Origin of the sequence: Vibrio sp. Makdt (genome assembly GCF_027587015.1) — a bacterium.
GTDB lineage: Bacteria > Pseudomonadota > Gammaproteobacteria > Enterobacterales > Vibrionaceae > Vibrio > Vibrio chagasii_B.
Genome location: NZ_JAPPTH010000023.1, coordinates 47,099 through 69,898, shown reverse-complemented (window position 1 = coordinate 69,898; position 22,800 = coordinate 47,099). Strand labels below are relative to the sequence as shown.

Here is a 22,800-nt window from a genome sequence, read left to right as displayed (position 1 = left end):
AGTTTAGAAAACCTTTACGAGGGCAGAGATGCCCTCATGTATTCAAATAAATATTCGGTACCCCTCATGAATGTTCGCGCTGCTGCTGCAAATGTCCTATTTCAAGTTGTCGATAAAGGCCACTCTCTTTCACACGCTCTCCCTGCGGCTCAAAAAACGATCCGCCCGCGAGACCATGCTCTACTGCAAGAGATTTGCTACGGCGCACTTCGTTACCTGCCTCGTCTAGAGTCAATCGCTAACGAACTGATGGAAAACCCGCTGAAAGGTAAAAAGCGCGTATTCCACCATCTAATTTTGGTGGGCATTTACCAGCTGAGCTTCATGCGCATCCCTTCGCATGCTGCTGTTGCGGAAACGGTTGAGGGCACCAAAACACTGCGCGGTCCAAGCCTAAGTGGTTTGATCAATGCAGTATTACGTAGCTACCTACGTGACCAAGAAGAGCTGGATGAAAAAGCCGTTAGCCACAACGCAGGCAAATACGGCCACCCAAGCTGGATTCTAAAAATGCTTCAAGAGAGCTACCCAGATCAATGGGAGCAACTGATTGAGGCCAACAACAGCAAGGCACCAATGTGGCTGCGCGTAAACCGCCAACACCACACTCGTGACGAGTATGTTGAACTGCTTAAAAACGAAAACATTGAATACACCCTGCACTCAGAAGCAGCGGATGCAATAAAATTGGCTTCACCTTGTGATGTAACTTTATTGCCGGGCTTCGACAAAGGTTGGGTTTCAGTACAGGACGCAGCGGCTCAGCTTTCTGTAGATTATCTAACACCAAAAGATGGTGAGCTAATCCTAGACTGTTGTGCAGCCCCTGGCGGTAAAACCGCACACATCCTTGAGCACACCAACGACACTGAAGTGGTTGCGATTGACTGTGATATTAAACGCCTAGACCGTGTTTACGATAACCTTGAACGTCTACAACTGCGTGCCGACGTAATTTGTGGCGATGCTCGCTACCCTGAAGAGTGGTGGATGGGCGACAAATTTGACCGTATCCTGCTTGATGCTCCTTGTTCTGCGACTGGCGTAATCCGTCGTCACCCAGACATCAAATGGCTACGTCGAGCATCTGATATTGAAGCGCTTGCCGAACTGCAAAGTGAGATCATGGATGCAATGTGGCGCCAGCTGAAAGAAGGCGGCACCATGGTTTACGCGACATGCTCTATCACACCGCAAGAGAACGTTCTGCAGGTGAAAGCATTCCTAGAGCGCACTGAGAACGCAACGCTAGTTGGGTCTGATATCGAAAATCCGGGTCGTCAAATACTGCCTGGTGAAGAAGATATGGATGGCTTCTACTACGCAGTTCTAGTAAAACAGGCATAACAATTAACAGCGGCTAAGAATTTTATTTCTTAGCCGCTGTTTCTTTCTAGTGCATTATCAAAGCAAAATGAGAACACTAGAATTACAACGGCAAAAATAAGAGAAAGGCTATGAAGATCATTATCCTAGGTGCTGGACAAGTAGGCGGTACCCTTGCTGAAAACCTAGTGGGTGAAAACAATGACATCACGATCGTCGACCGTAATGCCGACCGACTGCGTGAACTTCAAGATAAATATGACCTTAGGGTTGTAAACGGCTATGCCAGCCACCCAAACACATTACGTGAAGCGGGTGCGCAAGATGCCGACATGTTGGTTGCAGTAACCAACATGGATGAAACCAACATGGCCGCGTGTCAGGTTGCCTTCTCTCTTTTTAATACGCCAAACCGAATTGCACGTATTCGTTCTCCAGAATATCTAGAAGAGAAAGAAGCGCTGTTCAAATCAGGTGCAATCCCTGTCGATCACCTGATCGCACCAGAAGAACTGGTGACCAGTTACATTGAACGCTTGATCCAATACCCAGGCGCACTACAAGTGGTGAGCTTCGCAGAACAGAAAGTCAGCCTAGTGGCGGTAAAAGCTTACTACGGTGGCCCACTGGTTGGTAATGCCCTATCTGCTTTACGTGAGCACATGCCACACATCGATACACGTGTGGCGGCTATCTTCCGTCAAGGTCGCCCTATTCGCCCACAAGGCACCACCATCATTGAAGCCGATGATGAAGTGTTCTTTGTCGCGGCAAGTAACCATATCCGCTCAGTAATGAGTGAGCTACAGCGCCTAGAAAAACCGTACCGCCGCATCATGATTGTTGGTGGTGGTAACATCGGTGCAAGCCTAGCGAAACGCCTTGAGCAGAGCTACAGCATCAAGCTTATCGAGCGTAGCTACACACGTGCAGAGAAGCTATCTGAAGAATTAGAAAACACCATCGTATTCTGTGGTGATGCAGCAGACCAAGAGCTACTCACCGAAGAGAACATCGATCAGGTTGATGTATTCATTGCCCTAACCAATGAAGATGAAACCAACATCATGTCGGCAATGCTGGCTAAGCGCATGGGTGCCAAGAAAGTAATGGTACTGATTCAGCGCGGTGCTTACGTCGACCTTGTACAAGGTGGTGTGATTGACATTGCAATCTCCCCACAACAAGCGACCATTTCTGCGCTACTTACTCACGTTCGTCGTGCTGATATTGTTAACGTATCTTCTCTACGTCGCGGTGCTGCTGAGGCTATCGAAGCGATTGCCCACGGTGACGAAACCACATCTAAAGTCGTTGGTCGAGCGATTGGCGATATCAAACTACCACCGGGTACGACCATTGGTGCCATTGTTCGCGGAGAAGAGGTGCTTATCGCACATGATAGAACCGTGATCGAGCAAGATGACCACGTAGTAATGTTCCTAGTAGACAAGAAATACGTGCCTGATGTTGAGTCTCTTTTCCAACCGAGTCCGTTCTTCTTGTAGCCTTTTTTCATAAGTCTTCACGTAGAACGCGCTCAGGCATTAAGCTATGGTCAATTTTCGTCCTATATTATTAGTGATAGGGTTAGTGTTATCAAAACTGGCCCTTTTCATGTACATCCCAACACTAGTAGCCTTCTTTACCGGTACCGGTGGTTTTCTCGAATTCGGTCAATCCGTAGTGATCACGCACATCGTAGCGTTCACCTGCTTGAGCTTGGGCCGTTCAGCTAAGTTCCGACTCGGGGTGCGGGATATGTTCCTGATCACCTCTCTGGTATGGACAATAGCCAGTGCCTTCGCCGCGCTGCCGTTCGTATTCATCAACCACATCAGCTTTACTGACGCTTACTTTGAAACTATGTCGGGGATTACCACAACAGGTTCAACGGTATTGAGTGGCTTAGACGGCATGGCACCAAGCATCCTACTGTGGCGCTCGATATTGCAATGGCTTGGTGGCATTGGTTTCATCGTAATGGCGGTTGCGGTACTGCCGATGCTTAACGTCGGTGGTATGCGCCTATTCCAAACTGAATCTTCCGATTGGTCCGATAAAAGCAGCCCGAGAGCAAAAACCGTCGCCAAGAACATCGTAGCGGTTTATCTGGTATTAACTGGCTTGTGCTTAGTGAGCTACCTGTTTGCAGGCATGAGCGTGTTTGACGCCATCAACCACTCGTTTACCACTCTATCAACTGGCGGTTACTCGACCTCTGATGGCTCGATGAACCACTTCTCAAATAGCGCTCACTGGGTGGGCACAGTGTTCATGTTCCTTGGTGGCTTACCATTCCTGCTATTCGTTAGCGCATTACGCGGTAGAAAACTGTCTATCCTCTACAAAGATGCTCAGGTGAAAGGCTTCACCTACCTGTTTTTGTTCACCAGTGCGGTCATTTCAGCATGGTTAGTGGTGAGAGATGGCTACACCGTTTTGGATGCACTGCGTGTCTCGATGTTCAACATCGTATCCGTGGTCACCACTACCGGCTTTGGTTTAGAAGACTTCACAGCATGGGGCGCATTACCAACCACCTTGTTTGCCTTCTTGATGATGGCGGGTGCATGTTCAGGCTCAACCTCGGGTGGTATCAAGATATTCCGCTTCCAAATAGCGATGACGATGCTTCATAAACAGATGATGAAACTGATTCACCCTTCAGGTGTGTTTGTTCAACGCTACAACCAGCGTCCTGTGAGCGACGACATCGTGCGATCGTTGGTGGCATTTGGCTTGATGTTCTTTATTACGATTATTTTAATTGCTGGCGGATTAAGTGCGATGGGGTTAGACCCAATCACCAGTATCTCAGGTGCCATTACAGCGGTGGCTAACGTTGGCCCGGGTATGGGTAGCGTAATCGGTCCAACAGGTAACTTTGCTCCGCTGCCAGACGCCGCTAAGTGGTTATTAAGCTTTGGTATGTTGATGGGTAGGCTGGAGATACTGACGCTGATCGTTCTATTCTTCCCAGCCTTCTGGCGACGCTAGTTGCACGAATATTTAAGGAAACAGAGATGAAATCATACCTATTTATCGCAAGCGCACTGCTGAGCAGTTCAGCTTTCGCCGATCAGATGCTCACTCTACAAGATGGCAAGCAGATACTGCTGAAAGATGACTTTACTTGGCAGTACGTGGCACACAAGCAGCAAACAAAAGAAGCAGTAACGTCAGAGAGCACGGTACCTGTTGCTGCCGCGCCTGTTGTCGCCGTTCCGGTTACAACCAATGTACAAGGCACGACGATTGTTGTTGATAGTAAGAAGCCAAGCCTACAGTTGTCACAATCAGGGGTTGATGTGGTACTCGGTGCTAGCCACTATGAAGATGGTGAACTAATTATCCCAACCGCGATTACCAACCAAAGCACACAAGCCGTGATCTTAGTGTCGGTAAAACTCGATCTGTATTCAGCGAGCGGTGAATTATTAGAAGAGAAAACGGTCGCCGTTTGGAAATCAATTAAGCGTATGGCAGATACCTACCTTCGACCAAAAACAGATGCCGAAGGTACTTCTATCAAGCTAGCTGTTGAACAGCACCCTGAGTACCAAATTAAAGCTGAAATCATTGAAGTGCTGACTCGTTAAACCGGTGTCACGTACAGATAGATAGCGAAGAAGTGGCAAGCGCAGCCCGCCAACACAAACAAGTGCCAGATGGCATGGTTGTAAGGGATGCGTTTTGCCACATAGAAAATCACACCCAATGAGTAAATCACACCACCAAGTGCTAATAGCACCAAACCGCCCATCTCGATATTCATCGCCAATTGATACACCACGATCAATGACAACCAACCCATTGCTAAGTAAGTCACTAATGACAAGCGCTTAAATCGATAGACAAAGGCTATCTTCATAATAATGCCGACCAGTGCAATCCCCCAAATCACCGCCATCAAACCCATCGCTAATGGCGTTCTTAAGCTAACCAATAGGAATGGTGTGTAACTGCCTGCGATAAGCAAGTATATCGCGCAGTGATCGAGAGTTTTCAGCAGTCGTTTGGTTTTCTCTGTGGTGATAGAGTGGTAAAGCGTAGAAGCTAGAAATAGCAGGATAATACTGCTGCCATAAACCGCCATACTGGTAATCGTCAGCATGTCGGCTTGATGGTCAAACGCACGGCTCAGTAGCAGGATTAAACCAACTACGCCAAGCACAACACCCAAGCCATGGGTTATCGCATTGGCGCGTTCTTCAATGTCACTGTATTCGCTCGCCGATGATGCAGACATAATTATCCTACTAGAGTAAATGTTCGATAACGCTAGTATTACACATTAAGCGTACACGTGTAAGCTTAAATTTTCATGACATGTAAAGCTCTGAGAGATCGAAGACAGTGATCCCTTAGACATCATTTATTCAGAAGAATATTAAGACGCGTTTTCTAGGTACTCAATGACCATCTTACCCGCCTCTTCTGGGGAGGTATCCAATGGCACACTCAGCTGTCGATGTAATTGACCAATACCCAACAAGCTTGCCAACATACCTTTTGCGCCGTCACGATTACGGTCTATTTCAAACCATAGCTTAAGTTCTTTCTCATCACGATGAGCAACCACTTCTAGCTCGCGCCAACGACCATGATAAGGCCCAGTAGTCGGAACAAACTCAAACTCTTGGACAAATGGCAGCTCAAAACCATCAACCGCTTCACACTCTACCTGGCGAATGCGTAGCCCTTGGGCTTCTAGCTCATTGAAAATGCCATCAAGGAGTGCATCTGGGCGAACCGTTAAGATATCTTTATCCGACGGGTCGATCGCCATCGCAATGTCTAATCCAGTTTCCAGCCATACCTTGGAATCGCCAATCGTCACCGGTGTGTTCAACGGAACATCAAACTCACACTCAAAGTCGCGAGTTTCACCCGGCTGAATCACAAACGCGTATGGCAGGCTCCATTTCGCTAGTGAGTATGTCTGATGCATGCGGCGTGTTTGGCCGCCCTCTTGCCTTTGCGAGTTCATGGTGACTTCTTTGACATAACGACAGCACAGATTAAGATCGATATTGTCGATCTCCTGCGGCTGAGCGCCACCATACACATGCACAATAATGCTCGCCTTTTGCCCTGGATACAGCACTTCCTGTTGCAATACAGAATCGACCTTAGCCGACCCAATACCAAAACTTGCTAACGTTTTCTTTAAGAACGACATATGCACCTCCTTTAAAGCATCATCTTAAGCCTGAAAGAGGTTCAAACTCAAATATACTGCTCACACTATTTTAGCTCTAATATCGTCTATTTATCACTCAAGCGTCGATCGATAACTGAGATAGTGATAATCTAATACCCGATATGCATGCATATCATTATCCTGATTTATTATTCGGATTGGCGGAAGCCAGACGAGTGACTTTTCAAGCAATTGAAGCGGATCTCATAGTGAATCAGGCCATTAGATTGGCAATGGATATGCCTGACCGTTAGGTAAATTAATGCGCCCAACAGCTGTCAGGTTCTCGCACACCAACCGTAGTGCGATGCGTCGTCGTAGTGGCTTTGTTGCTGCTCCAACGGCAAAGAAATTGGCTCCTACAATGACTTTAGTTGAGAAGACTGCTTTATTAGCACCGACTACAACAAAAGTAATTAAAGCCGCTTAACAAAAAGCGCAGTTTTTACTGCGCTTTTTTCTTGCCTGGTATTCTCTTGAAATGCGTTTACACATTGGTATTCCTTAACCGATTTGATACCTTAGCCACAAATCATTATAAAATTTGTGGAGAATAAAGTATGAAGTGTCACCGCATAGAAGAACTGCTTGAACTGATGGAGCCTGAGTGGCAGAAAGATCAGGAGCTTAACTTATTAGAGTTCATCATTAAGCTGTCAAAAGAGGCAGGCTACGAGGGCAAGCTTGAAGACCTGACTGACGATGTGCTTATCTACCATCTAAAAATGCGCAACAGCGAGAAAGATGAAATGATTCCAGGTCTGAAAAAGGACCAAGAGAATGATTTCAAAACCGCAATCCTAAAAGCGCGCGGCCTACTTTAATCACTTCAATGTGTTAAAGCATCATTGCCTTATAGATAAATAGCTCAATTCTAAAAAGCGACCTCTGGGTCGCTTTTTTGTTTCTGTTCGCTATTTTTTCGTCACAACTGTTATGACTTTTGTTGTTAAAGGTTGATAGCGTTAAAGAAATGAGAACAAGATTGTCGCTATAATCGCCACCCATAAGGATCTTCTAAAATAATAAGAGTGAGTGCTCTTTCAGCCTAGGCACCAAACTTAAAGCTTAGATCCTCTAACATCATATTTTTAAAGCAATGTCGTCAATACTCTCGAAGAAGGGTATAGCCACCAAAAGGATAATCCATGAGTCAGGATAAAATCGATATCAAAGATGTGACTCCTAAAACCTTTAATCCTAAGACACATAAAGGTAATGGAGATCGATTTAACCCAAGTAACCGAATCTATGTTCGAGAAAGCAAAGGTAAATTCCAACAATTACGCCGCTACGGTGGTTGGTTCTTACTTTTACTTTTTGCGCTGATCCCATGGATTCCATTTGGTGAGCGACAAGCAATCTTGCTCGATATTGGTAGCCAACAGTTCAACTTCTTTGGCACCACTCTATACCCGCAAGATCTAACCCTACTTGCGATCTTATTCATGATTGCCGCCTTTGGCCTGTTCTTTATCACCACCTTTTTGGGCCGCGTGTGGTGTGGCTACCTGTGCCCACAAACCGTGTGGACCTTCATGTACATCTGGTTTGAAGAGAAACTAGAAGGGGCGGCTAACAAACGAAGAAAACAAGATTCCGGCAAACTGACCACCAATCTAATGGTCAGAAAAACCCTCAAACACATTGCGTGGTGGGCGATTGCGATTGCGACCGGTTTAACCTTTGTTGGCTACTTCATCCCAATCAAAGAGCTGGTGGTTGGCTTCTTTACCTTTAATTCATCGTTCTGGCCTGTGTTCTGGGTGCTGTTCTTTGCAGGCTGTACCTATGCAAACGCTGGTTGGATGCGTTCGATTGTGTGTCTGCACATGTGTCCTTATGCTCGCTTCCAATCTGCGATGTTTGATAAAGACACCTTTATCGTAGGCTACGATAACAAGCGTGGTGAGAACCGTGGCCCTCGTTCTCGCAAGGCGGATCCAAAAGCGCTTGGTCTTGGCGACTGTATTGACTGTAACCTGTGTGTGCAAGTGTGTCCGACAGGCATTGATATCCGTGACGGCCTGCAATACGAATGTATTAACTGTGGTGCGTGTATTGATGCCTGTGACAAGACCATGGAGCGCATGGGCTATGAGAAAGGTCTGATTAACTACACCACGGAGCACAGGCTTGAAGGTCACTCAACTAAGGTGATGCGTCCTAAATTATTGGGCTACGGTGCAATACTTGTTCTGATGCTTGGCTTGTTCTTCGTACAAATCGCCAGTGTCGATCCTGCAGGCTTGAGCGTTCTGCGTGATAGAAACCAACTGTTCAGAGTCAATACTCAGGGGCTAGTTGAAAATACCTATACCCTCAAAGTCATCAACAAGACTCAACAAGAACAAGAGTACAAACTTGATGTCAGTGGGTTACCAGGTTCAATTTGGTACGGCAAACAGACAGTAACCGTTGCTCCAGGCGAGGTTTTGAACCTACCTATCAGTTTAGGTGCCGATCCTGAAAAACTGAGCTCACCAGTTTCGACAATTCAGTTTATACTCTCGGATAATGAAGAGTTTACGATGGAAGTAGAAAGCCGCTTTATCAAGAAACTCTGATACTAATCACACACGATTGGTACAACACCTAATAAATGGAAAAAGGCTCAGTAATGAGCCTTTTTTATTATATGACGATGCAAGCCTTTAACTTTGATAACCTGACCCCCGACTTCATGTGGTACGCACTGGAAAGCATTGGGGTTCGTGCTGAATCTGGGCTTCTTGCTCTTAACAGCTACGAAAACCGGGTATATCAATTTACCGATGAAGACCGTAAACGCTACGTCGTTAAGTTTTATCGTCCTCAGCGCTGGAACAAAGCGCAAATCCAAGAAGAACATGACTTCGCATTAGAATTGATTGACCAAGAAATTCCCGTTGCTCCACCAATGCGGATTAACGGCGCTACCCTACATGAATACCAAGGCTATCTATTCGCGCTATTTGAGAGCGTTGGTGGCAGACAGTATGAAGTAGATAACCTAGTTCAATTAGAAGGCGTTGGCCGCTTCCTTGGCAGAATTCATAAGGCGAGTGCAGCGAAAACCTTTCAGCATCGTCCTACGATCAGTCTAGATGAATACCTGCATCAACCACGTAAGATCCTAGAAAACTCTCAATTTATTCCAATGCACTTAGAGAACGCTTTCTTTAATGATATCGATCTACTGATCAAAGAATTAGAGAATCAATGGCCAAGCAATATTGAGAACATCCGCCTGCATGGTGATTGCCACCCAGGTAATATCTTGTGGCGCGATGGGCCAATGTTCGTCGATCTCGATGACGCACGTAACGGTCCAGCAGTACAAGACTTGTGGATGCTACTCAATGGTGAGCGCCAAGATAAGCTGATGCAACTCGATATTCTGCTAGAGAATTACCAAGAGTTTTGTGATTTTAATAACTCACAACTGAAACTAATTGAGCCTCTACGCGGTCTACGTATGGTGCATTACATGGCATGGCTAGCTAAGCGATGGGACGATCCGGCGTTTCCTCTGGCCTTCCCATGGTTCAATGACCCGAAATATTGGGAGCAACAAGTACTTGCTTGTAAAGAGCAAATTGCTACCCTGCAAGAGCCACCACTTTCGTTAATGCCTCAGTGGTAACCGCAATCGCAACATACAACTAGATAAAAATTCAAACATAATGGAGATTGAATAAATGAAAAAGCTATTCGCATTTTTCTCATTGATCATGTTGAGCCTTACCGCTCACGCTGCGAAATTTAACGAAGGTGAGCACTACAAAGTTCTTGATCTAGAAGCATCAAAGAAACCTGTAGTAACTGAATTCTTCTCTTTCTACTGCCCACACTGTAATAGCTTTGAGCCAATCATCCAGCAGCTAAAACAGCAGTTACCGAAAGACGCTAAGCTACAGAAAAACCATGTTTCATTCATGGGTGGCAACATGGGTCTGCCAATGAGCAAAGCTTACGCGACCATGATTGCACTGAAAGTGGAAGACAAAATGGTGCCAGTGATGTTTAACCGCATTCACAACATGAACAAGCCACCACGCGATGAAGCAGAACTACGTCAAATCTTCCTAGACGAAGGTGTTGATGCTAAGAAATTTGATGCGGCATACAACGGCTTTGCGGTAGATTCAATGGTTCGTCGCTTCGATAAAGCATTCAAAGACAGCGGCCTGTCTGGTGTACCAGCAGTTGTTGTTAACAATCGTTACCTAGTAGAAGCGCAAGGTATCAGCAGCCTAGATGAGTACTTTGAATTGGTTAACTTCTTACTGAAAAAGTAAAAAAACAATCAAAAATACAAAATAAGGGAGCTTCGGCTTCCTTTTTTGTGCCTGACGCTTTTTAATGACTTCTTGCAAGAGACACTATCTTTGGATGAGGTTCGGTTTCCCATTTATCCAATTTACCTTTATAAGGTGTGCGATAAAGTGAACCTTTAGATTTCGTTGTTTTCTATAACCTTTTATTAATAGCTATTTATTAATAGCTATTTATTACTGCCAATCACTGGGGCAAGGAGCCTCTGAATGAAAATCAAATATACGTTATTAGCGTTAAGCGTTGCTGCTGCGCCCGCGTTTGCCAAGCTTGCTGATGAGCCAGGTTTCAGTGGTGAAATCTCTATCAACACCGGTGTCACTTCTTCGACCTCAAATTTTAATACCGACGCTGACAGTAAGATCTCCTCAACCAATCAAAAAGCTTCGTCTGAAAGCTCATTTCTTGTCGCGCCGCTAGGTAGTATCGCTTATACCTTTGGTGAAAAACTGAACCATCAGGTTTACACAGGTACAGCTCGTGATGATGTTGCGACGGGTACCGTAGTACTTGAGGTTGGTTACAAATACCAACTTGAATCAGGCATGGTTATCGATGCTTCACTACTGCCAACCATTATGTCTGGTGAAACTTGGGCTGATCCATACAACACGAGCTCAGCTCGCAGTAAAACCGATGAAACCGGAAATGCGTTCCGCCTAAAACTAGAGAGTATTGCTGGCTCTGCGTTCTCACTGGATATGGCGTATGCGACCAAAGATGTGAAAAGCGATCTAGTTGAAGACGCGCTAAAACGCGACGCCAATACCTTGTACCTGAAAGGTCAGTACCGCCAACCGATTAGTCGCACCATGATGCTAGTACCGTCTTTAATTTATCAATCTAGTGATGCAGACGGCGATGCGGCATCGTTCGAGCAATTCGGTGGTGAGGTCAGCTTATTTGGTGGTATGGGACGTCATCAATACGCACTAACAGCGGGTTACAACCAACGCTCTTACGATGCAAGCAGCATAACTTTCCAAAAGAAGCGCAGCGATGACAACATCAACCTATTTGCCGCGTATGAGTATGATCAGTTCATGGATTGGGAAAACTGGTCGTTCGTCTCCCTTGCTGGTTACGGCACAAGCGACTCGAACATTACCTTCTATGATGAGTCTCAATACATTGTTTCAGTTGGCTTGAACTACAAGTTCTAAACTCAGCGAATACCAACGACTATCCAATCAAAGCCTGCATATAAGCAGGCTTTTTGTTTAGCACTAAACAGCTTGCGCCGTGAGCTGCTTCAACAACCTATCCATCGCACGGTAACCGAGCGCTTCAGATAAATGCTTCTTCTCTATCTGTTCATGACCGTCCAAATCAGCGATGGTGCGTGCGACCTTGATGATTCGGTGATAAGCACGAATCGACAGCCCCAATCGATGGAGTGCTGTCTCGAGAAACTCCGCATCTTCGCGTCGCAGTGGGCAGTACTTTTCAATTTCTCGACTACCGAGCAGTGCGTTCGATTTATGGTTCCTAGACAACATGGTTTGACGAGCCAGTTTAACCCTTTGCTTCACGACTTGGGTGGTTTCGCCGCGATCACCACCTTCAGCGAGCGTTCCTTTAGGCAAAAGTGGGATCTCTAACGACATATCGAATCTATCCAACAATGGTCCAGATAGCCGATTGAGGTAGCGCAATATAATCTGCGGGTTAGCGCGTGCTTGATTACCCTCATAGTAACCAGTAGGGCTAGGGTTCAATGCTCCGATTAATTGGAAGCGCGCAGGAAAACGAGTTTTGCCTGCCACCCGCGAGATAATGATTTCACCCGATTCCAGTGGTTCTCGCAACGAATCGAGCACCTTGCGCTCAAACTCGGGCATCTCATCAAGAAACAGTAGGCCATTATGCGCCAAAGAGATCTCGCCGGGCCGAGGTACAGAGCCACCACCTACCAGTGCCGCCATTGAACTCGAATGATGTGGAGCACGAAAAGGACGTTGCTTCCAGTTGTACTGATTAATCTCTTGTTGAGTCAAAGAGGCGACCGATGCCGTTTCCATCGCTTCGTCATCACTCATGTCAGGTAACAAATCACGCAGACGAGATGCCAACATGGTCTTGCCCGTTCCGGGAGGCCCGAGAAAAAGTAAGTTATGGTTACCCGCCGCTGCTATCTCCAATGCTCGCTTACCTTGTTGTTGACCAATAATGTCTTGCAAGTCGCGAAGCTCAGATACATCGACTTGATGTTGCTCAGTGCGATACAACCCCAATTGAGCCTGGCCACACATATCCGCACAAACTTCTAACAGGGTTTGAGCCGATTTATGCGCCCCTTTACCAACTAATGCTGCCTGATCACCATTGTGATGCGGTACCACCAAGCAACGCTCAACGCTGTCAGCAGCCAGTGTCGCTGGCAGAACCCCTTTCACTGAACGCAGCTCTCCAGACAGTGCCAACTCACCAATAAATTCATGCTGCGCTATTTTTGATGTGGGTAACTGATCAGAGGCGACCAAAATCCCAAGCGCGATTGGCAAATCAAAACGACCTCCCTCTTTGGGCAAATCCGCAGGAGCAAGGTTGACCGTGATTCTTTTCGATGGAAACTCAAAGCGAGAATTGATGATGGCACTTCTGACTCTATCCTTGGACTCTTTAACCGTTGTCTCAGGTAAGCCCACCAGCGTGAAACCGGGCATTCCGTTACTAATATGCACCTCAACCGTCACTTCTGGCGCCTCAACCCCCACACTAGCCCGGCTATGAATTATCGCGAGTCCCATAACTTTCCTTTCTCTTTGATTTAAAAGTATTCGCTCTGGATATTCATTGCGCACCAAAGCAATAAGGTTGTTATATAGCTTGGTGGAATGGTGTTTTAATGTGAAAAAAGAATGACATTTTCCTTGTCATGCAACAGATTTGTGTGATAACACTAGAGATGTAGACATTTACTGAACAGAATAAACGAGAAAACTCGAATTATATGAACTTTAACGCTCGCATTTACGCACTGATTAACCTGATTATCGTAGTCATTATTGAGACTGCGCGGGGGCGAGTGGGAAAAAAGTAACCACGAATTAGAAAAAACCCCCGCACTGACAAGTCCGGGGGTTTTTTCTAATTTGAATAATCGATTTTTATATTTTGAACATTTTCGGCTTTGCCGATTTACAGGAAGAATGGGAGCACAAGATGTGCAGAGACAAAGGAAAAAGTTACCAAAATAAAGGTAATACGGGAGAATTCCGATGAAAGGCGCAGAACTAGTTGTATCCGCACTAAAGCAGCAAGGAATTGAGACCGTATTTGGCTACCCAGGCGGTGCCATCATGCCAATCTACGATGCACTTTATGACGGCGGAGTTGAGCACATCTTATGTCGCCATGAGCAAGGCGCGGCCATGGCTGCGATCGGTATGGCTCGTGCAACACAAGATGTGGCAGTATGTATGGCAACCTCAGGTCCAGGTGCTACTAACTTAGTAACAGGCCTAGCTGATGCCTTTATGGACTCTATTCCACTGGTCGCTATCACAGGTCAGGTAGCAAGTTCCCACATCGGTACCGATGCATTCCAAGAGATGGATGTGATTGGTATGTCTCTATCATGTACTAAACACAGCTACCTAGTTACCGACATTGAAGAGCTAGCTCCAACACTAGCCGAAGCGTTTGTGGTAGCGAAATCTGGCCGACCTGGCCCAGTTATCGTTGATATCGCCAAAGATGTTCAACTGGCTGAAGCTCCGGTAAACACTCTTCCTGAATTTACTCCTCCTGAAATTCCGGTAGCAACGACTGATGCTATTGAGCAGGCGCAGCACTTCTTATCTCAAGCTACCCGCCCTGTTTTATACGTAGGTGGTGGCGTTCAATTAGCAAAAGCGACCGATGCCGTTCGCGAGTTTTTGCGCCTTAACCCAATGCCAGCAGTAAGCACATTGAAAGGCTTAGGCACTATTGAGCGTGACGACCCGCACTACCTTGGTATGCTTGGTATGCACGGCACGAAAGCCGCTAACCTAGTGGTTCAAGAGAGTGACTTACTGATCGTAGTTGGTGCTCGTTTTGATGACCGAGTAACCGGCAAGCTTGATACCTTTGCACCACACGCGAAAGTTATCCATATCGATATCGATGCGGCTGAGTTCAGTAAACTGCGTCTTGCCGATGCGCCAATTCGTGGCGACATCAACAAGATAATGCCTCAACTTGAATTGAGCCAAGACATCTCCTCTTGGGTTCATCACTCAGAAGGCCTACGTAGCTCATTCAAGTGGCGCTATGACCACCCAGGCGATCTGATCTTTGCTCCACTGCTGTTAAAGCAACTGTCAGACATGATGCCTGCAAGCTCTATCGTTTCAACCGATGTGGGCCAACACCAAATGTGGGCTGCACAGCATATTCAACCTCGCGATCCACAAAACTTCATCACCTCTGCTGGTCTAGGCACTATGGGCTTTGGTTTACCAGCCGCGATGGGTGCTTCGGTTGGCCGTCCTGATGACCAATCGATTCTTATCTCTGGTGATGGCTCGTTCATGATGAACGTGCAAGAGCTGGGTACGCTAAAACGCCGCCAAATCCCAGTGAAGATGGTACTGCTAAACAACTCTCGCTTGGGCATGGTTCGCCAATGGCAATCTCTGTTCTTTGATGGTCGCCACAGTGAAACCATCTTAGATGACAACCCTGACTTCGTGATGTTAGCGAAAGCCTTCGATATCCCGGGCAAGACCATCACTCGTAAAGAAGAAGTAGAGCCCGCTCTAAAAGAGATGCTAGAGAGCAAGACGGCTTACCTACTTCATGTTCTTATCGATGAAGAAGAGAACGTATGGCCACTAGTACCGCCAGGTGCTTCAAACAGTGATATGTTGGAGAACACATAACATGAAAAGATACCTATTAGACATCAAAGCCGATGATAAGCCAGTACTACTAGAGCGTGTTCTTCGTGTTATTCGTCACCGTGGCTTTATCGTTAAACAAGTAGCCGGCACTCAGAACCATGAAAGCAAGATCGCTAGCGTTGAAATCATTGTCGACAGTGAGCGTCCGATTTCCTTCTTGGTCAATCAAATCGAAAAACTGTGGGATGTACGTACCGTTGACGTTATCTCTATCAGTCGTAATGAATTGCCAAACAATAACTTACAACAAAAGATAAGTGCATAAGGAACCGCAAACATGACAGCAAAAACGGCAGACTATATTTGGTTTAACGGTGAAATGGTTCCTTGGGCAGAGGCGAACGTTCACGTCTTAACCCACGCTATGCACTACGGTACTTCAGTGTTTGAAGGTGTTCGTTGCTACAACACACCAAAAGGGCCGGTAATCTTCCGTCACCCAGAACACGCAAAGCGCCTAAAAGATTCAGCAAAAATCTACCGCTTCCCGATTCCTTACACTGAGGAAGAGATTATGGAAGCGACTCGCGAAACACTACGTCAAAACAAACTAGAGTCAGCCTACATCCGCCCTCTAGGCTTTGTTGGTAACGTAGGTTTGGGTGTATGTCCTCCAGAAAATACTGAGATGGACCTTATCATCGCCGCTTTCCCTTGGGGCTCTTACCTAGGTGAAGAAGCGCTAGAAAATGGCGTAGATGCGATGATCTCAAGCTGGAACCGTGCAGCTCCAAACACCATCCCAACGGCAGCGAAAGCGGGTGGTAACTACCTATCTTCTCTACTGGTTGGTGGTGAAGCACGTCGTCATGGTTACGATGAAGGTATCGCTCTCAGTGTCGATGGTTACCTTTCAGAAGGTGCAGGTGAGAACATCTTTGTAGTGCGCAATGGCGTACTTTCTACACCACCAGCGACCAGTGCGATTCTGCCGGGTATCACGCGTGATTCGATCATGACACTAGCAAAGGACATGGGTTATGAAATCCGTGAAGAGAACATTGCTCGTGAAGCACTATACCTTGCCGACGAAGTCTTCATGACAGGTACAGCAGCGGAAATTGTTCCGGTTCGCAGCGTAGACAAAATTACAGTAGGTGAAGGCAAACGCGGTCCTATCACTGAAAAAGTTCAAGCGGCTTACTTTGGTCTCTTCAATGGTACCACTGAAGATAAGTGGGGCTGGCTAGACTATGTTTACCCAGAAAACCAAACTTCAGACAATCAGTAAGCAACAGCCAAATATTTTATAAGGATTTAAGCAATGCCAATCTATCGTTCAGCAACGACTACCCACGGACGCAACATGGCTGGTGCGCGCGCTTTATGGCGTGCAACTGGCGTTAAAGATGATGACTTCGGTAAGCCAATCATCGCAGTTGTAAACTCTTTCACTCAATTCGTACCAGGCCACGTTCACCTTAAAGATATGGGTCAATTGGTTGCAGGTGAAGTCGAGAAAGCGGGCGGTATCGCTAAAGAATTCAACACCATCGCAGTTGATGATGGTATCGCAATGGGTCACGGCGGCATGCTGTACTCACTGCCATCACGTGAGCTTATCGCAGACTCTGTAGAGTACATGGTTAACGCTCACTGTGCGGATGCGATGGTATGTATCTCGAACTGTGACAAAATTACTCCGGGAATGATGATGGCAGCTATGCGCCTAAACATCCCTGTGATCTTTGTATCAGGCGGCCCAATGGAAGCAGGTAAAACCAAGCTTTCCGATCAAATCATCAAGCTAGACCTTGTTGATGCGATGATCCAAGGTGCCGATCCAACAATCTCAGATGAGCAAAGTGAGCAAGTAGAACGCTCTGCGTGTCCAACATGTGGTTCATGTTCAGGCATGTTCACGGCTAACTCAATGAACTGTCTAACTGAAGCGCTTGGTCTATCTCAGCCAGGTAACGGCTCTATGCTAGCAACCCACGCTGACCGTGAAGAGCTATTCATCAATGCTGGTAAGCGTATCGTTGACCTGACTAAGCGTTACTACGAGCAAGATGACGAATCAGCACTGCCTCGTAATATCGCGAACCGCGCAGCCTTTGAAAATGCGATGGCTCTAGATATCGCAATGGGTGGTTCAAGTAACACTGTTCTTCACCTATTGGCAGCAGCTCAAGAAGGTGAAGTCGACTTTGATATGGGTGATATCGACGAGATGTCTCGCCGTGTTCCACACCTATGTAAAGTGGCTCCTTCAACACCGAAATATCACATGGAAGACGTTCACCGCGCTGGTGGTGTAATGGCTATCCTAGGTGAACTAGACCGCGCAGGCCTATTGAACAACCAAACTCGCACCGTGCTTGGCCTAAGCATGCAAGAGCAGCTTGCTCAATACGACATCATGCAGACAGAAGACGAAGCAGTACTTAAGTTCTTCCGTGCAGGCCCAGCAGGTATTCGAACAACTAAAGCCTTCTCGCAAGATTGTCGTTGGGATCGCCTTGATGACGACCGCAAAGAAGGTTGTATCCGTACTAAAGAGAATGCATTCAGCCAAGAAGGTGGCCTAGCGGTACTTTCAGGTAACATCGCCGTTGACGGTTGTATCGTTAAGACAGCTGGCGTTGATGAAGAGAACCTGAAATTCCAAGGCCCAGCGATCGTATTTGAAAGCCAAGACACCGCCGTAGAAGGTATCTTAGGTGGCAAAGTAAAAGCGGGTGAAGTGGTTGTTATCCGTTACGAAGGTCCTAAAGGTGGCCCGGGCATGCAAGAGATGCTTTACCCGACGACTTACCTAAAATCTATGGGCTTAGGTAAGTCTTGTGCACTACTAACAGATGGTCGCTTCTCTGGTGGTACATCGGGTCTATCTATCGGTCACGCTTCTCCAGAAGCAGCAAGTGGCGGTGTGATTGGTCTAGTCAATACTGGCGACATCATCACTATCGACATCCCTAGTCGCTCGATCACACTTGACGTGCCTGAAGCTGAACTAGAAGCGCGTCGTGTTAAGCAAGACGCACTAGGCTGGAAACCAGAAAACCGTCAGCGTGAAGTGTCGTTCGCACTGAAAGCTTACGCAAGCATGGCAACCAGTGCCGACAAAGGCGCGGTGCGTGATAAGTCGAAGCTTGAGGGCTAATCTATGAGTGATGACACGGTCAGTCCCCAAAAACAAACTGGCGCAGATTATCTACGTCAGATCCTGAGAGCGCCAGTTTACGAAGCCGCAATCGTGACACCTCTGCAAGAGATGCCTCGCTTAAGTGCTCGCATTGGTAATCAGGTTCAGCTAAAGCGTGAAGACCGTCAGCCGGTCCACTCGTTCAAGCTACGTGGTGCCTACAACATGGTATCAAGCCTTTCAGAGCAACAGAAAGCCGCAGGTGTGATTGCAGCATCGGCAGGTAACCATGCTCAAGGTATGGCGCTGTCCGGTTCTAAGCTTGGTATTCAAACCACGATTGTGATGCCAAAAACCACACCAGACATCAAAGTTGATGCTGTACGTGGCTTTGGCGGTAACGTGGTTCTGCACGGCAGCAACTTTGATGAAGCGAAGGCTGAAGCAGAGCGCCTTTCTGCTGAACATGGCTACACCTTTGTGCCTCCTTTCGACCACCCATTGGTGATCGCGGGGCAAGGCACCATGGGTATGGAGATGCTTCAACAAAATGGCCACATGGATTACATCTTTGTGCCTGTCGGTGGTGGTGGTTTGGCTGCTGGTGTTGCCGTTCTGGTTAAACAGCTGATGCCAGAAATCAAAGTCATCGCGGTTGAACCAGAAGATTCATCTTGCTTGAAAGCAGCACTGGATGCTGGTGAACCAGTAGTACTGGATCAAGTCAGCATGTTTGCTGATGGCGTTGCGGTTAAGCGCATTGGTGAAGAGACATTCCGTCTGTGTCAGCAGTACATCGATGGTCACATTGCTGTATCTAGCGATGAGATCTGCTCTGCGGTCAAAGACATCTTTGAAGACACTCGCGCGATTGCCGAGCCTTCTGGAGCGCTTGCTCTAGCAGGATTGAAGAAGTTTGCTGAGCAGAACCAACTGCAAGGCAAGCAGCTGGCAACGATACTGTCTGGTGCTAATACCAACTTCCATGGTTTGCGCTATGTGTCTGAACGTTGTGAGTTGGGTGAGAAGCGCGAAGGTCTGCTTGCGGTTACTATTCCTGAACGACAAGGTGCCTTCCTAGAATTCTGTAATATCATTGGCGGCCGTGCTGTGACTGAGTTTAACTACCGTCATAACGATGACAGCCTAGCGAACATCTTCGTCGGTGTACGTCTCAATGGTGGACAGGAAGAACTCGATCACATCATCAACGACCTGCGTGAAGGTGGCTACCCAGTCGTCGACCTGTCTGATGATGAGATGGCAAAACTGCACATTCGCTACATGATTGGTGGCAAGCCATCAAAACCATTGAAAGAGCGCTTGTACAGCTTTGAGTTTCCAGAATATCCAGGTGCATTGATTAAGTTCCTTGATACCTTAGGTACTCACTGGAATATCAGCCTGTTCAACTACCGTAACCACGGCGCTGATTACGGCCGCGTATTATGTGGCTTTGAACTGGATGATGATGATTTGGCTCAGTTCTCTACTCACCTGAGAGAGCTTGGTTACCAGTGCAAAGATGAAACCGATAACCCTTCTTACAAGTTCTTCTTGTCATAAGAGCGAGTTACCGAAACAAAAGAGCGAGTTTTCACTCGCTCTTTTTGATCTTGCCGACAAAGATCCTTCAACTAGATCGCTTTGCGATGATCCAACCAATCTCGGTGAAGTTGTTCACTGGATCCTAAATAATTGACCATCCACTCGATCAACTTGTGGTTGTCGTCTTTTCGCCACACCAAGCAGCACTGACTCAACGGGCTTGGTTCTGGCAAAATTTTCTCCACCAGCAAACCTTGCTCGATAATCGGCGCGGCAATATGCCTTGGCATGTACCCCACTCCAACACCGTTCTTTAGACATTCAATAGCGCTATACCAGTTAGGTAAAAGCAAGCGTCTTTGATTGGCGTAGTGTCCAGTGTGGCGCTTGGGCAGCACGCTTGAGGTGTCATCCAAACAAATAGCTGGATATTGGCTCACGAACTCTTCATTGAGGTTCTGTTCACGCACACACGGGTGACTTGGCGACATTACAAACGCCCAATCTAATTGCCCCATGTCTTTGACTTCAAAATCGCCGCCAACGGGCACTGCAGAGGTGGCGCCAATCACGATATCGGCTCTGCCTTGTGCTATTGCCTCCCAAGAGCCGTTAAACACCTCCATGTTGATCTGAAGTTCGGCAAACTCAAAGGTTTGATAGAACTCTTCAATCATCGGCTTCATCTTGTCGAGCTTCACCACATTATCGAGCGTCAGACGCAAGGTTTTCTTCCAACCTCGAGCTGCTCGACGAGTCTGGGCACTGACCTCTTCCATTTGCCTCAGTAGTGCACGCGCCTCTTCAATGAACAATTCACCTGCCGGAGTGAGCTCGACCTTTCTAGGTAAACGCCTGAAAAGTAGTACATCTAGTTCTTGTTCGACCTGTCTAACACCATAGCTGATCGCCGAGGGCACTTTGTGCAACTGCTCCGCCGCAGCAGTAAAGCTACCTAAACGCGCTACCGTGTCGAGCATTTCTAAAGAGGATTTAGAGAACATAAGCCTTCAAATTTTTTGATTGATAACCACATATTTTAGCGTTTTATTTTATCAGATCCGAAAAATAGAATGTCAGCATAAATAAACAGGGACTTTCACCTCTGTATATCAAACAATTTTTTTGATGATAAAAACATCACTACTTTTAGCGTAATGGCATCTTATGAATATTTCTAAATTTCAATTGGTCTACCTTGCAGTACTTTCAATGCTAGGTTTTATCGCGACTGATATGTACCTTCCTGCATTTAAGGCGATGGAGATCGATTTCGCAACCGGTCCTGAACAGATCGCCCTATCTCTTACTGTATTCCTTGGTGGTATGGCAATGGGTCAACTGCTTTGGGGATTAGCGAGTGATAAATACGGTCACCGTAATACGCTGGCGGTTGGTCTTTTGATTTTCACTGCCGCTTCGTTCGGTTTGGCATTCAGCACTGAAGTTTGGCACCTACTGACGCTGCGCTTCATTCAAGCGATTGGTGTATGTGCACCAGCGGTAATCTGGCAAGCGATGGTTATCAAGCGCTACTCTGAGAGCAGCAGCCAACAAATTTTTGCAACCATCATGCCTTTGGTGGCACTGTCTCCAGCATTAGCTCCTCAGCTTGGTGTGTTGCTGGCAGATAACTTTGGCTGGCACAGCATCTTCGTAACATTAACTCTAATGGGTGCGCTGCTAGTGGCAACCACTATGGCTCAGCCAAAAGAAGCACCAGAAGTAAAACAAACATCAGTGAAAACTGATATCAAAATGCTGCTTAAATCGAAGCCTTACGTGGGTAACGTATTGATGTTTGCATCGGCTTCTGCAGCGTTCTTTGCTTACCTAACGGGTATGCCTGAGATCATGGCGCAATTAGGCTACGAAGCAAAAGACATTGGTTTGAGCTTCATCCCACAGACGATCGCATTCATGGCGGGTGGTTACTTCGGTAAGCAAGCAGTGAAGAAATATGGCGATGGTGTGGTGCTAAGAAATCTGATCGGTTTGTTCAGCGTTGCTGCAATGCTTATCTTTATCGCATCACAGTGGGAACTGACATCAATCTGGCCTCTACTTGCACCCTTCTGTCTGATTGCAGTAGCAAATGGCGCACTTTACCCAATCGTAGTAAACCGTGCTCTATCAAGTGCAAAACAAAGCCCAGCAACAGCGGCTGGTCTACAGAATAGCTTACAAATCAGCATCAGCGGCCTTTCAAGCGCATTGGTAGCAGCAATGGCGAGCCAAGCATTAAGTGCGACAGGCATCGCGGTTGTGATTTGTTTGGGCGCATTGTGGATTGGTTACATCGTTTCAAACAAAGAGCTTTCAGAACACTTCGCTGCGCCGGATAACTCTCGCGTTGTAGCAGAAGAGAAACAAGACTAGTTTCTAGTTTAATAAAAACTAAAAAGAGCGAGGTAACTCGCTCTTTT

The 22,800-nt window shown here is 46.8% G+C and carries 20 protein-coding genes; 16 read left to right on the top strand and 4 right to left on the bottom strand.

Annotated features, from left to right (window positions below; translation table 11 throughout):
- The first annotated feature begins 66 nt into the window (after positions 1-66).
- The 4 genes from rsmB to OH460_RS21880 all read left to right on the top strand — a co-directional run bounded on the left by rsmB (position 67) and on the right by OH460_RS21880 (position 4,928).
- Positions 67-1,347, top strand: a complete 1,281-nt coding sequence (rsmB, locus tag OH460_RS21895) for a 16S rRNA (cytosine(967)-C(5))-methyltransferase RsmB (RefSeq protein WP_269999518.1) — start codon at positions 67-69, stop codon at positions 1,345-1,347.
- Between the two features lie 110 nt (positions 1,348-1,457).
- The gene (gene trkA, locus OH460_RS21890; RefSeq protein ID WP_004739332.1) at positions 1,458-2,834 is read left to right on the top strand and encodes a Trk system potassium transporter TrkA; all 1,377 of its coding nucleotides are present in this window, start codon (positions 1,458-1,460) and stop codon (positions 2,832-2,834) included.
- Positions 2,835-2,880: 46 nt separating this feature from the next.
- Positions 2,881-4,326, top strand: a complete 1,446-nt coding sequence (locus tag OH460_RS21885; RefSeq protein ID WP_269999517.1) for a TrkH family potassium uptake protein — start codon at positions 2,881-2,883, stop codon at positions 4,324-4,326.
- A gap of 26 nt (positions 4,327-4,352) precedes the next feature.
- Positions 4,353-4,928, top strand: a complete 576-nt coding sequence (locus OH460_RS21880) for a DUF3157 family protein (RefSeq protein ID WP_269999516.1) — start codon at positions 4,353-4,355, stop codon at positions 4,926-4,928.
- Here the strand turns inward: OH460_RS21880 and trhA are convergent.
- A complete protein-coding gene (gene trhA / locus OH460_RS21875; RefSeq protein WP_171731226.1) occupies positions 4,925-5,578 on the bottom strand; it encodes a PAQR family membrane homeostasis protein TrhA in 654 nt (217 codons plus the stop codon). The genes OH460_RS21880 and trhA overlap by 4 nt on opposite strands.
- A gap of 141 nt (positions 5,579-5,719) precedes the next feature.
- A complete protein-coding gene (locus OH460_RS21870) occupies positions 5,720-6,511 on the bottom strand; it encodes a sporulation protein (RefSeq protein ID WP_061033967.1) in 792 nt (263 codons plus the stop codon).
- Between the two features lie 283 nt (positions 6,512-6,794).
- Between OH460_RS21870 and OH460_RS21865 the strand changes: the two genes are divergently transcribed.
- The 6 genes from OH460_RS21865 to OH460_RS21840 all read left to right on the top strand — a co-directional run bounded on the left by OH460_RS21865 (position 6,795) and on the right by OH460_RS21840 (position 12,012).
- Entirely contained in the window at positions 6,795-6,962 is a 168-nt protein-coding gene (locus OH460_RS21865; RefSeq protein WP_004739323.1) for a hypothetical protein, read from the top strand.
- A 130-nt stretch (positions 6,963-7,092) separates the two neighbouring features.
- Positions 7,093-7,356: a YihD family protein gene (locus tag OH460_RS21860; RefSeq protein WP_061033966.1), complete on the top strand. Its 264-nt coding sequence runs from the start codon at positions 7,093-7,095 to the stop codon at positions 7,354-7,356.
- Positions 7,357-7,680: 324 nt separating this feature from the next.
- Complete coding sequence (gene ccoG, locus OH460_RS21855; protein ID WP_269999515.1) at positions 7,681-9,099, top strand: cytochrome c oxidase accessory protein CcoG; 1,419 nt, start codon at positions 7,681-7,683, stop codon at positions 9,097-9,099.
- Between the two features lie 71 nt (positions 9,100-9,170).
- Positions 9,171-10,157 carry a serine/threonine protein kinase gene (locus OH460_RS21850; RefSeq protein ID WP_269999528.1) on the top strand — a complete coding sequence of 329 codons (987 nt, stop codon included), beginning with the start codon at positions 9,171-9,173 and terminating at the stop codon, positions 10,155-10,157.
- Positions 10,158-10,212: 55 nt separating this feature from the next.
- Positions 10,213-10,812, top strand: a complete 600-nt coding sequence (locus OH460_RS21845) for a thiol:disulfide interchange protein DsbA/DsbL (RefSeq protein WP_061033963.1) — start codon at positions 10,213-10,215, stop codon at positions 10,810-10,812.
- 246 nt (positions 10,813-11,058) lie between these two features.
- Positions 11,059-12,012 carry a DUF2860 domain-containing protein gene (locus OH460_RS21840; RefSeq protein ID WP_269999514.1) on the top strand — a complete coding sequence of 318 codons (954 nt, stop codon included), beginning with the start codon at positions 11,059-11,061 and terminating at the stop codon, positions 12,010-12,012.
- Positions 12,013-12,075: 63 nt separating this feature from the next.
- On the opposite strand, the gene OH460_RS21835 is transcribed toward OH460_RS21840, so the two are convergent.
- The gene (locus OH460_RS21835; protein ID WP_269999513.1) at positions 12,076-13,599 is read right to left on the bottom strand and encodes a YifB family Mg chelatase-like AAA ATPase; all 1,524 of its coding nucleotides are present in this window, start codon (positions 13,597-13,599) and stop codon (positions 12,076-12,078) included.
- A 471-nt stretch (positions 13,600-14,070) separates the two neighbouring features.
- Between OH460_RS21835 and ilvG the strand changes: the two genes are divergently transcribed.
- Genes ilvG through ilvA form a run of 5 tightly spaced genes read left to right on the top strand, consistent with a single transcriptional unit; the run spans position 14,071 to position 20,392 of the window.
- A complete protein-coding gene (ilvG, locus tag OH460_RS21830; RefSeq protein ID WP_105057700.1) occupies positions 14,071-15,717 on the top strand; it encodes an acetolactate synthase 2 catalytic subunit in 1,647 nt (548 codons plus the stop codon).
- A gap of 1 nt (position 15,718) precedes the next feature.
- Entirely contained in the window at positions 15,719-16,003 is a 285-nt protein-coding gene (gene ilvM / locus OH460_RS21825; protein ID WP_004739310.1) for an acetolactate synthase 2 small subunit, read from the top strand.
- Positions 16,004-16,015: 12 nt separating this feature from the next.
- Positions 16,016-16,969, top strand: coding sequence for a branched-chain amino acid transaminase (locus OH460_RS21820; protein ID WP_061033959.1), 954 nt, complete (start codon positions 16,016-16,018; stop codon positions 16,967-16,969).
- Between the two features lie 33 nt (positions 16,970-17,002).
- Positions 17,003-18,844 (top strand): dihydroxy-acid dehydratase, encoded by a 1,842-nt coding sequence (gene ilvD, locus OH460_RS21815; RefSeq protein WP_269999512.1) that lies wholly within the window; start codon positions 17,003-17,005, stop codon positions 18,842-18,844.
- A 3-nt stretch (positions 18,845-18,847) separates the two neighbouring features.
- Positions 18,848-20,392, top strand: coding sequence for a threonine ammonia-lyase, biosynthetic (gene ilvA / locus OH460_RS21810; protein WP_269999511.1), 1,545 nt, complete (start codon positions 18,848-18,850; stop codon positions 20,390-20,392).
- Positions 20,393-20,463: 71 nt separating this feature from the next.
- Here ilvA and punR read toward each other — a convergent pair whose 3' ends face one another.
- A complete protein-coding gene (gene punR, locus OH460_RS21805) occupies positions 20,464-21,378 on the bottom strand; it encodes a DNA-binding transcriptional activator PunR (RefSeq protein WP_061033956.1) in 915 nt (304 codons plus the stop codon).
- 163 nt (positions 21,379-21,541) lie between these two features.
- Here punR and punC point away from each other — a divergent pair, with 163 nt between their 5' ends.
- Positions 21,542-22,753 carry a purine nucleoside transporter PunC gene (gene punC, locus OH460_RS21800; protein ID WP_171731209.1) on the top strand — a complete coding sequence of 404 codons (1,212 nt, stop codon included), beginning with the start codon at positions 21,542-21,544 and terminating at the stop codon, positions 22,751-22,753.
- Positions 22,754-22,800 lie beyond the last annotated feature (47 nt).

What these genes read in the sequence shown, in the direction of transcription:
- OH460_RS21845 (WP_061033963.1), top strand. Translation starts at nt 10,213, where the DNA reads ATGAAAAAGCTATTCGCATTTTTCTCATTGATCATGTTGAGCCTTACC.
- ilvA (WP_269999511.1), top strand. Translation starts at nt 18,848, where the DNA reads ATGAGTGATGACACGGTCAGTCCCCAAAAACAAACTGGCGCAGATTAT.
- trkA (WP_004739332.1), top strand. Translation starts at nt 1,458, where the DNA reads ATGAAGATCATTATCCTAGGTGCTGGACAAGTAGGCGGTACCCTTGCT.
- OH460_RS21840 (WP_269999514.1), top strand. Translation starts at nt 11,059, where the DNA reads ATGAAAATCAAATATACGTTATTAGCGTTAAGCGTTGCTGCTGCGCCC.
- OH460_RS21820 (WP_061033959.1), top strand. Translation starts at nt 16,016, where the DNA reads ATGACAGCAAAAACGGCAGACTATATTTGGTTTAACGGTGAAATGGTT.
- OH460_RS21860 (WP_061033966.1), top strand. Translation starts at nt 7,093, where the DNA reads ATGAAGTGTCACCGCATAGAAGAACTGCTTGAACTGATGGAGCCTGAG.
- OH460_RS21880 (WP_269999516.1), top strand. Translation starts at nt 4,353, where the DNA reads ATGAAATCATACCTATTTATCGCAAGCGCACTGCTGAGCAGTTCAGCT.
- OH460_RS21885 (WP_269999517.1), top strand. Translation starts at nt 2,881, where the DNA reads ATGGTCAATTTTCGTCCTATATTATTAGTGATAGGGTTAGTGTTATCA.
- punC (WP_171731209.1), top strand. Translation starts at nt 21,542, where the DNA reads ATGAATATTTCTAAATTTCAATTGGTCTACCTTGCAGTACTTTCAATG.
- ilvD (WP_269999512.1), top strand. Translation starts at nt 17,003, where the DNA reads ATGCCAATCTATCGTTCAGCAACGACTACCCACGGACGCAACATGGCT.
- rsmB (WP_269999518.1), top strand. Translation starts at nt 67, where the DNA reads ATGAATGTTCGCGCTGCTGCTGCAAATGTCCTATTTCAAGTTGTCGAT.
- ccoG (WP_269999515.1), top strand. Translation starts at nt 7,681, where the DNA reads ATGAGTCAGGATAAAATCGATATCAAAGATGTGACTCCTAAAACCTTT.
- punR (WP_061033956.1), bottom strand. Translation starts at nt 21,378, where the DNA reads ATGTTCTCTAAATCCTCTTTAGAAATGCTCGACACGGTAGCGCGTTTA.
- OH460_RS21865 (WP_004739323.1), top strand. Translation starts at nt 6,795, where the DNA reads ATGCGCCCAACAGCTGTCAGGTTCTCGCACACCAACCGTAGTGCGATG.
- ilvM (WP_004739310.1), top strand. Translation starts at nt 15,719, where the DNA reads ATGAAAAGATACCTATTAGACATCAAAGCCGATGATAAGCCAGTACTA.
- OH460_RS21870 (WP_061033967.1), bottom strand. Translation starts at nt 6,511, where the DNA reads ATGTCGTTCTTAAAGAAAACGTTAGCAAGTTTTGGTATTGGGTCGGCT.
- ilvG (WP_105057700.1), top strand. Translation starts at nt 14,071, where the DNA reads ATGAAAGGCGCAGAACTAGTTGTATCCGCACTAAAGCAGCAAGGAATT.
- OH460_RS21850 (WP_269999528.1), top strand. Translation starts at nt 9,171, where the DNA reads ATGACGATGCAAGCCTTTAACTTTGATAACCTGACCCCCGACTTCATG.
- trhA (WP_171731226.1), bottom strand. Translation starts at nt 5,578, where the DNA reads ATGTCTGCATCATCGGCGAGCGAATACAGTGACATTGAAGAACGCGCC.
- OH460_RS21835 (WP_269999513.1), bottom strand. Translation starts at nt 13,599, where the DNA reads ATGGGACTCGCGATAATTCATAGCCGGGCTAGTGTGGGGGTTGAGGCG.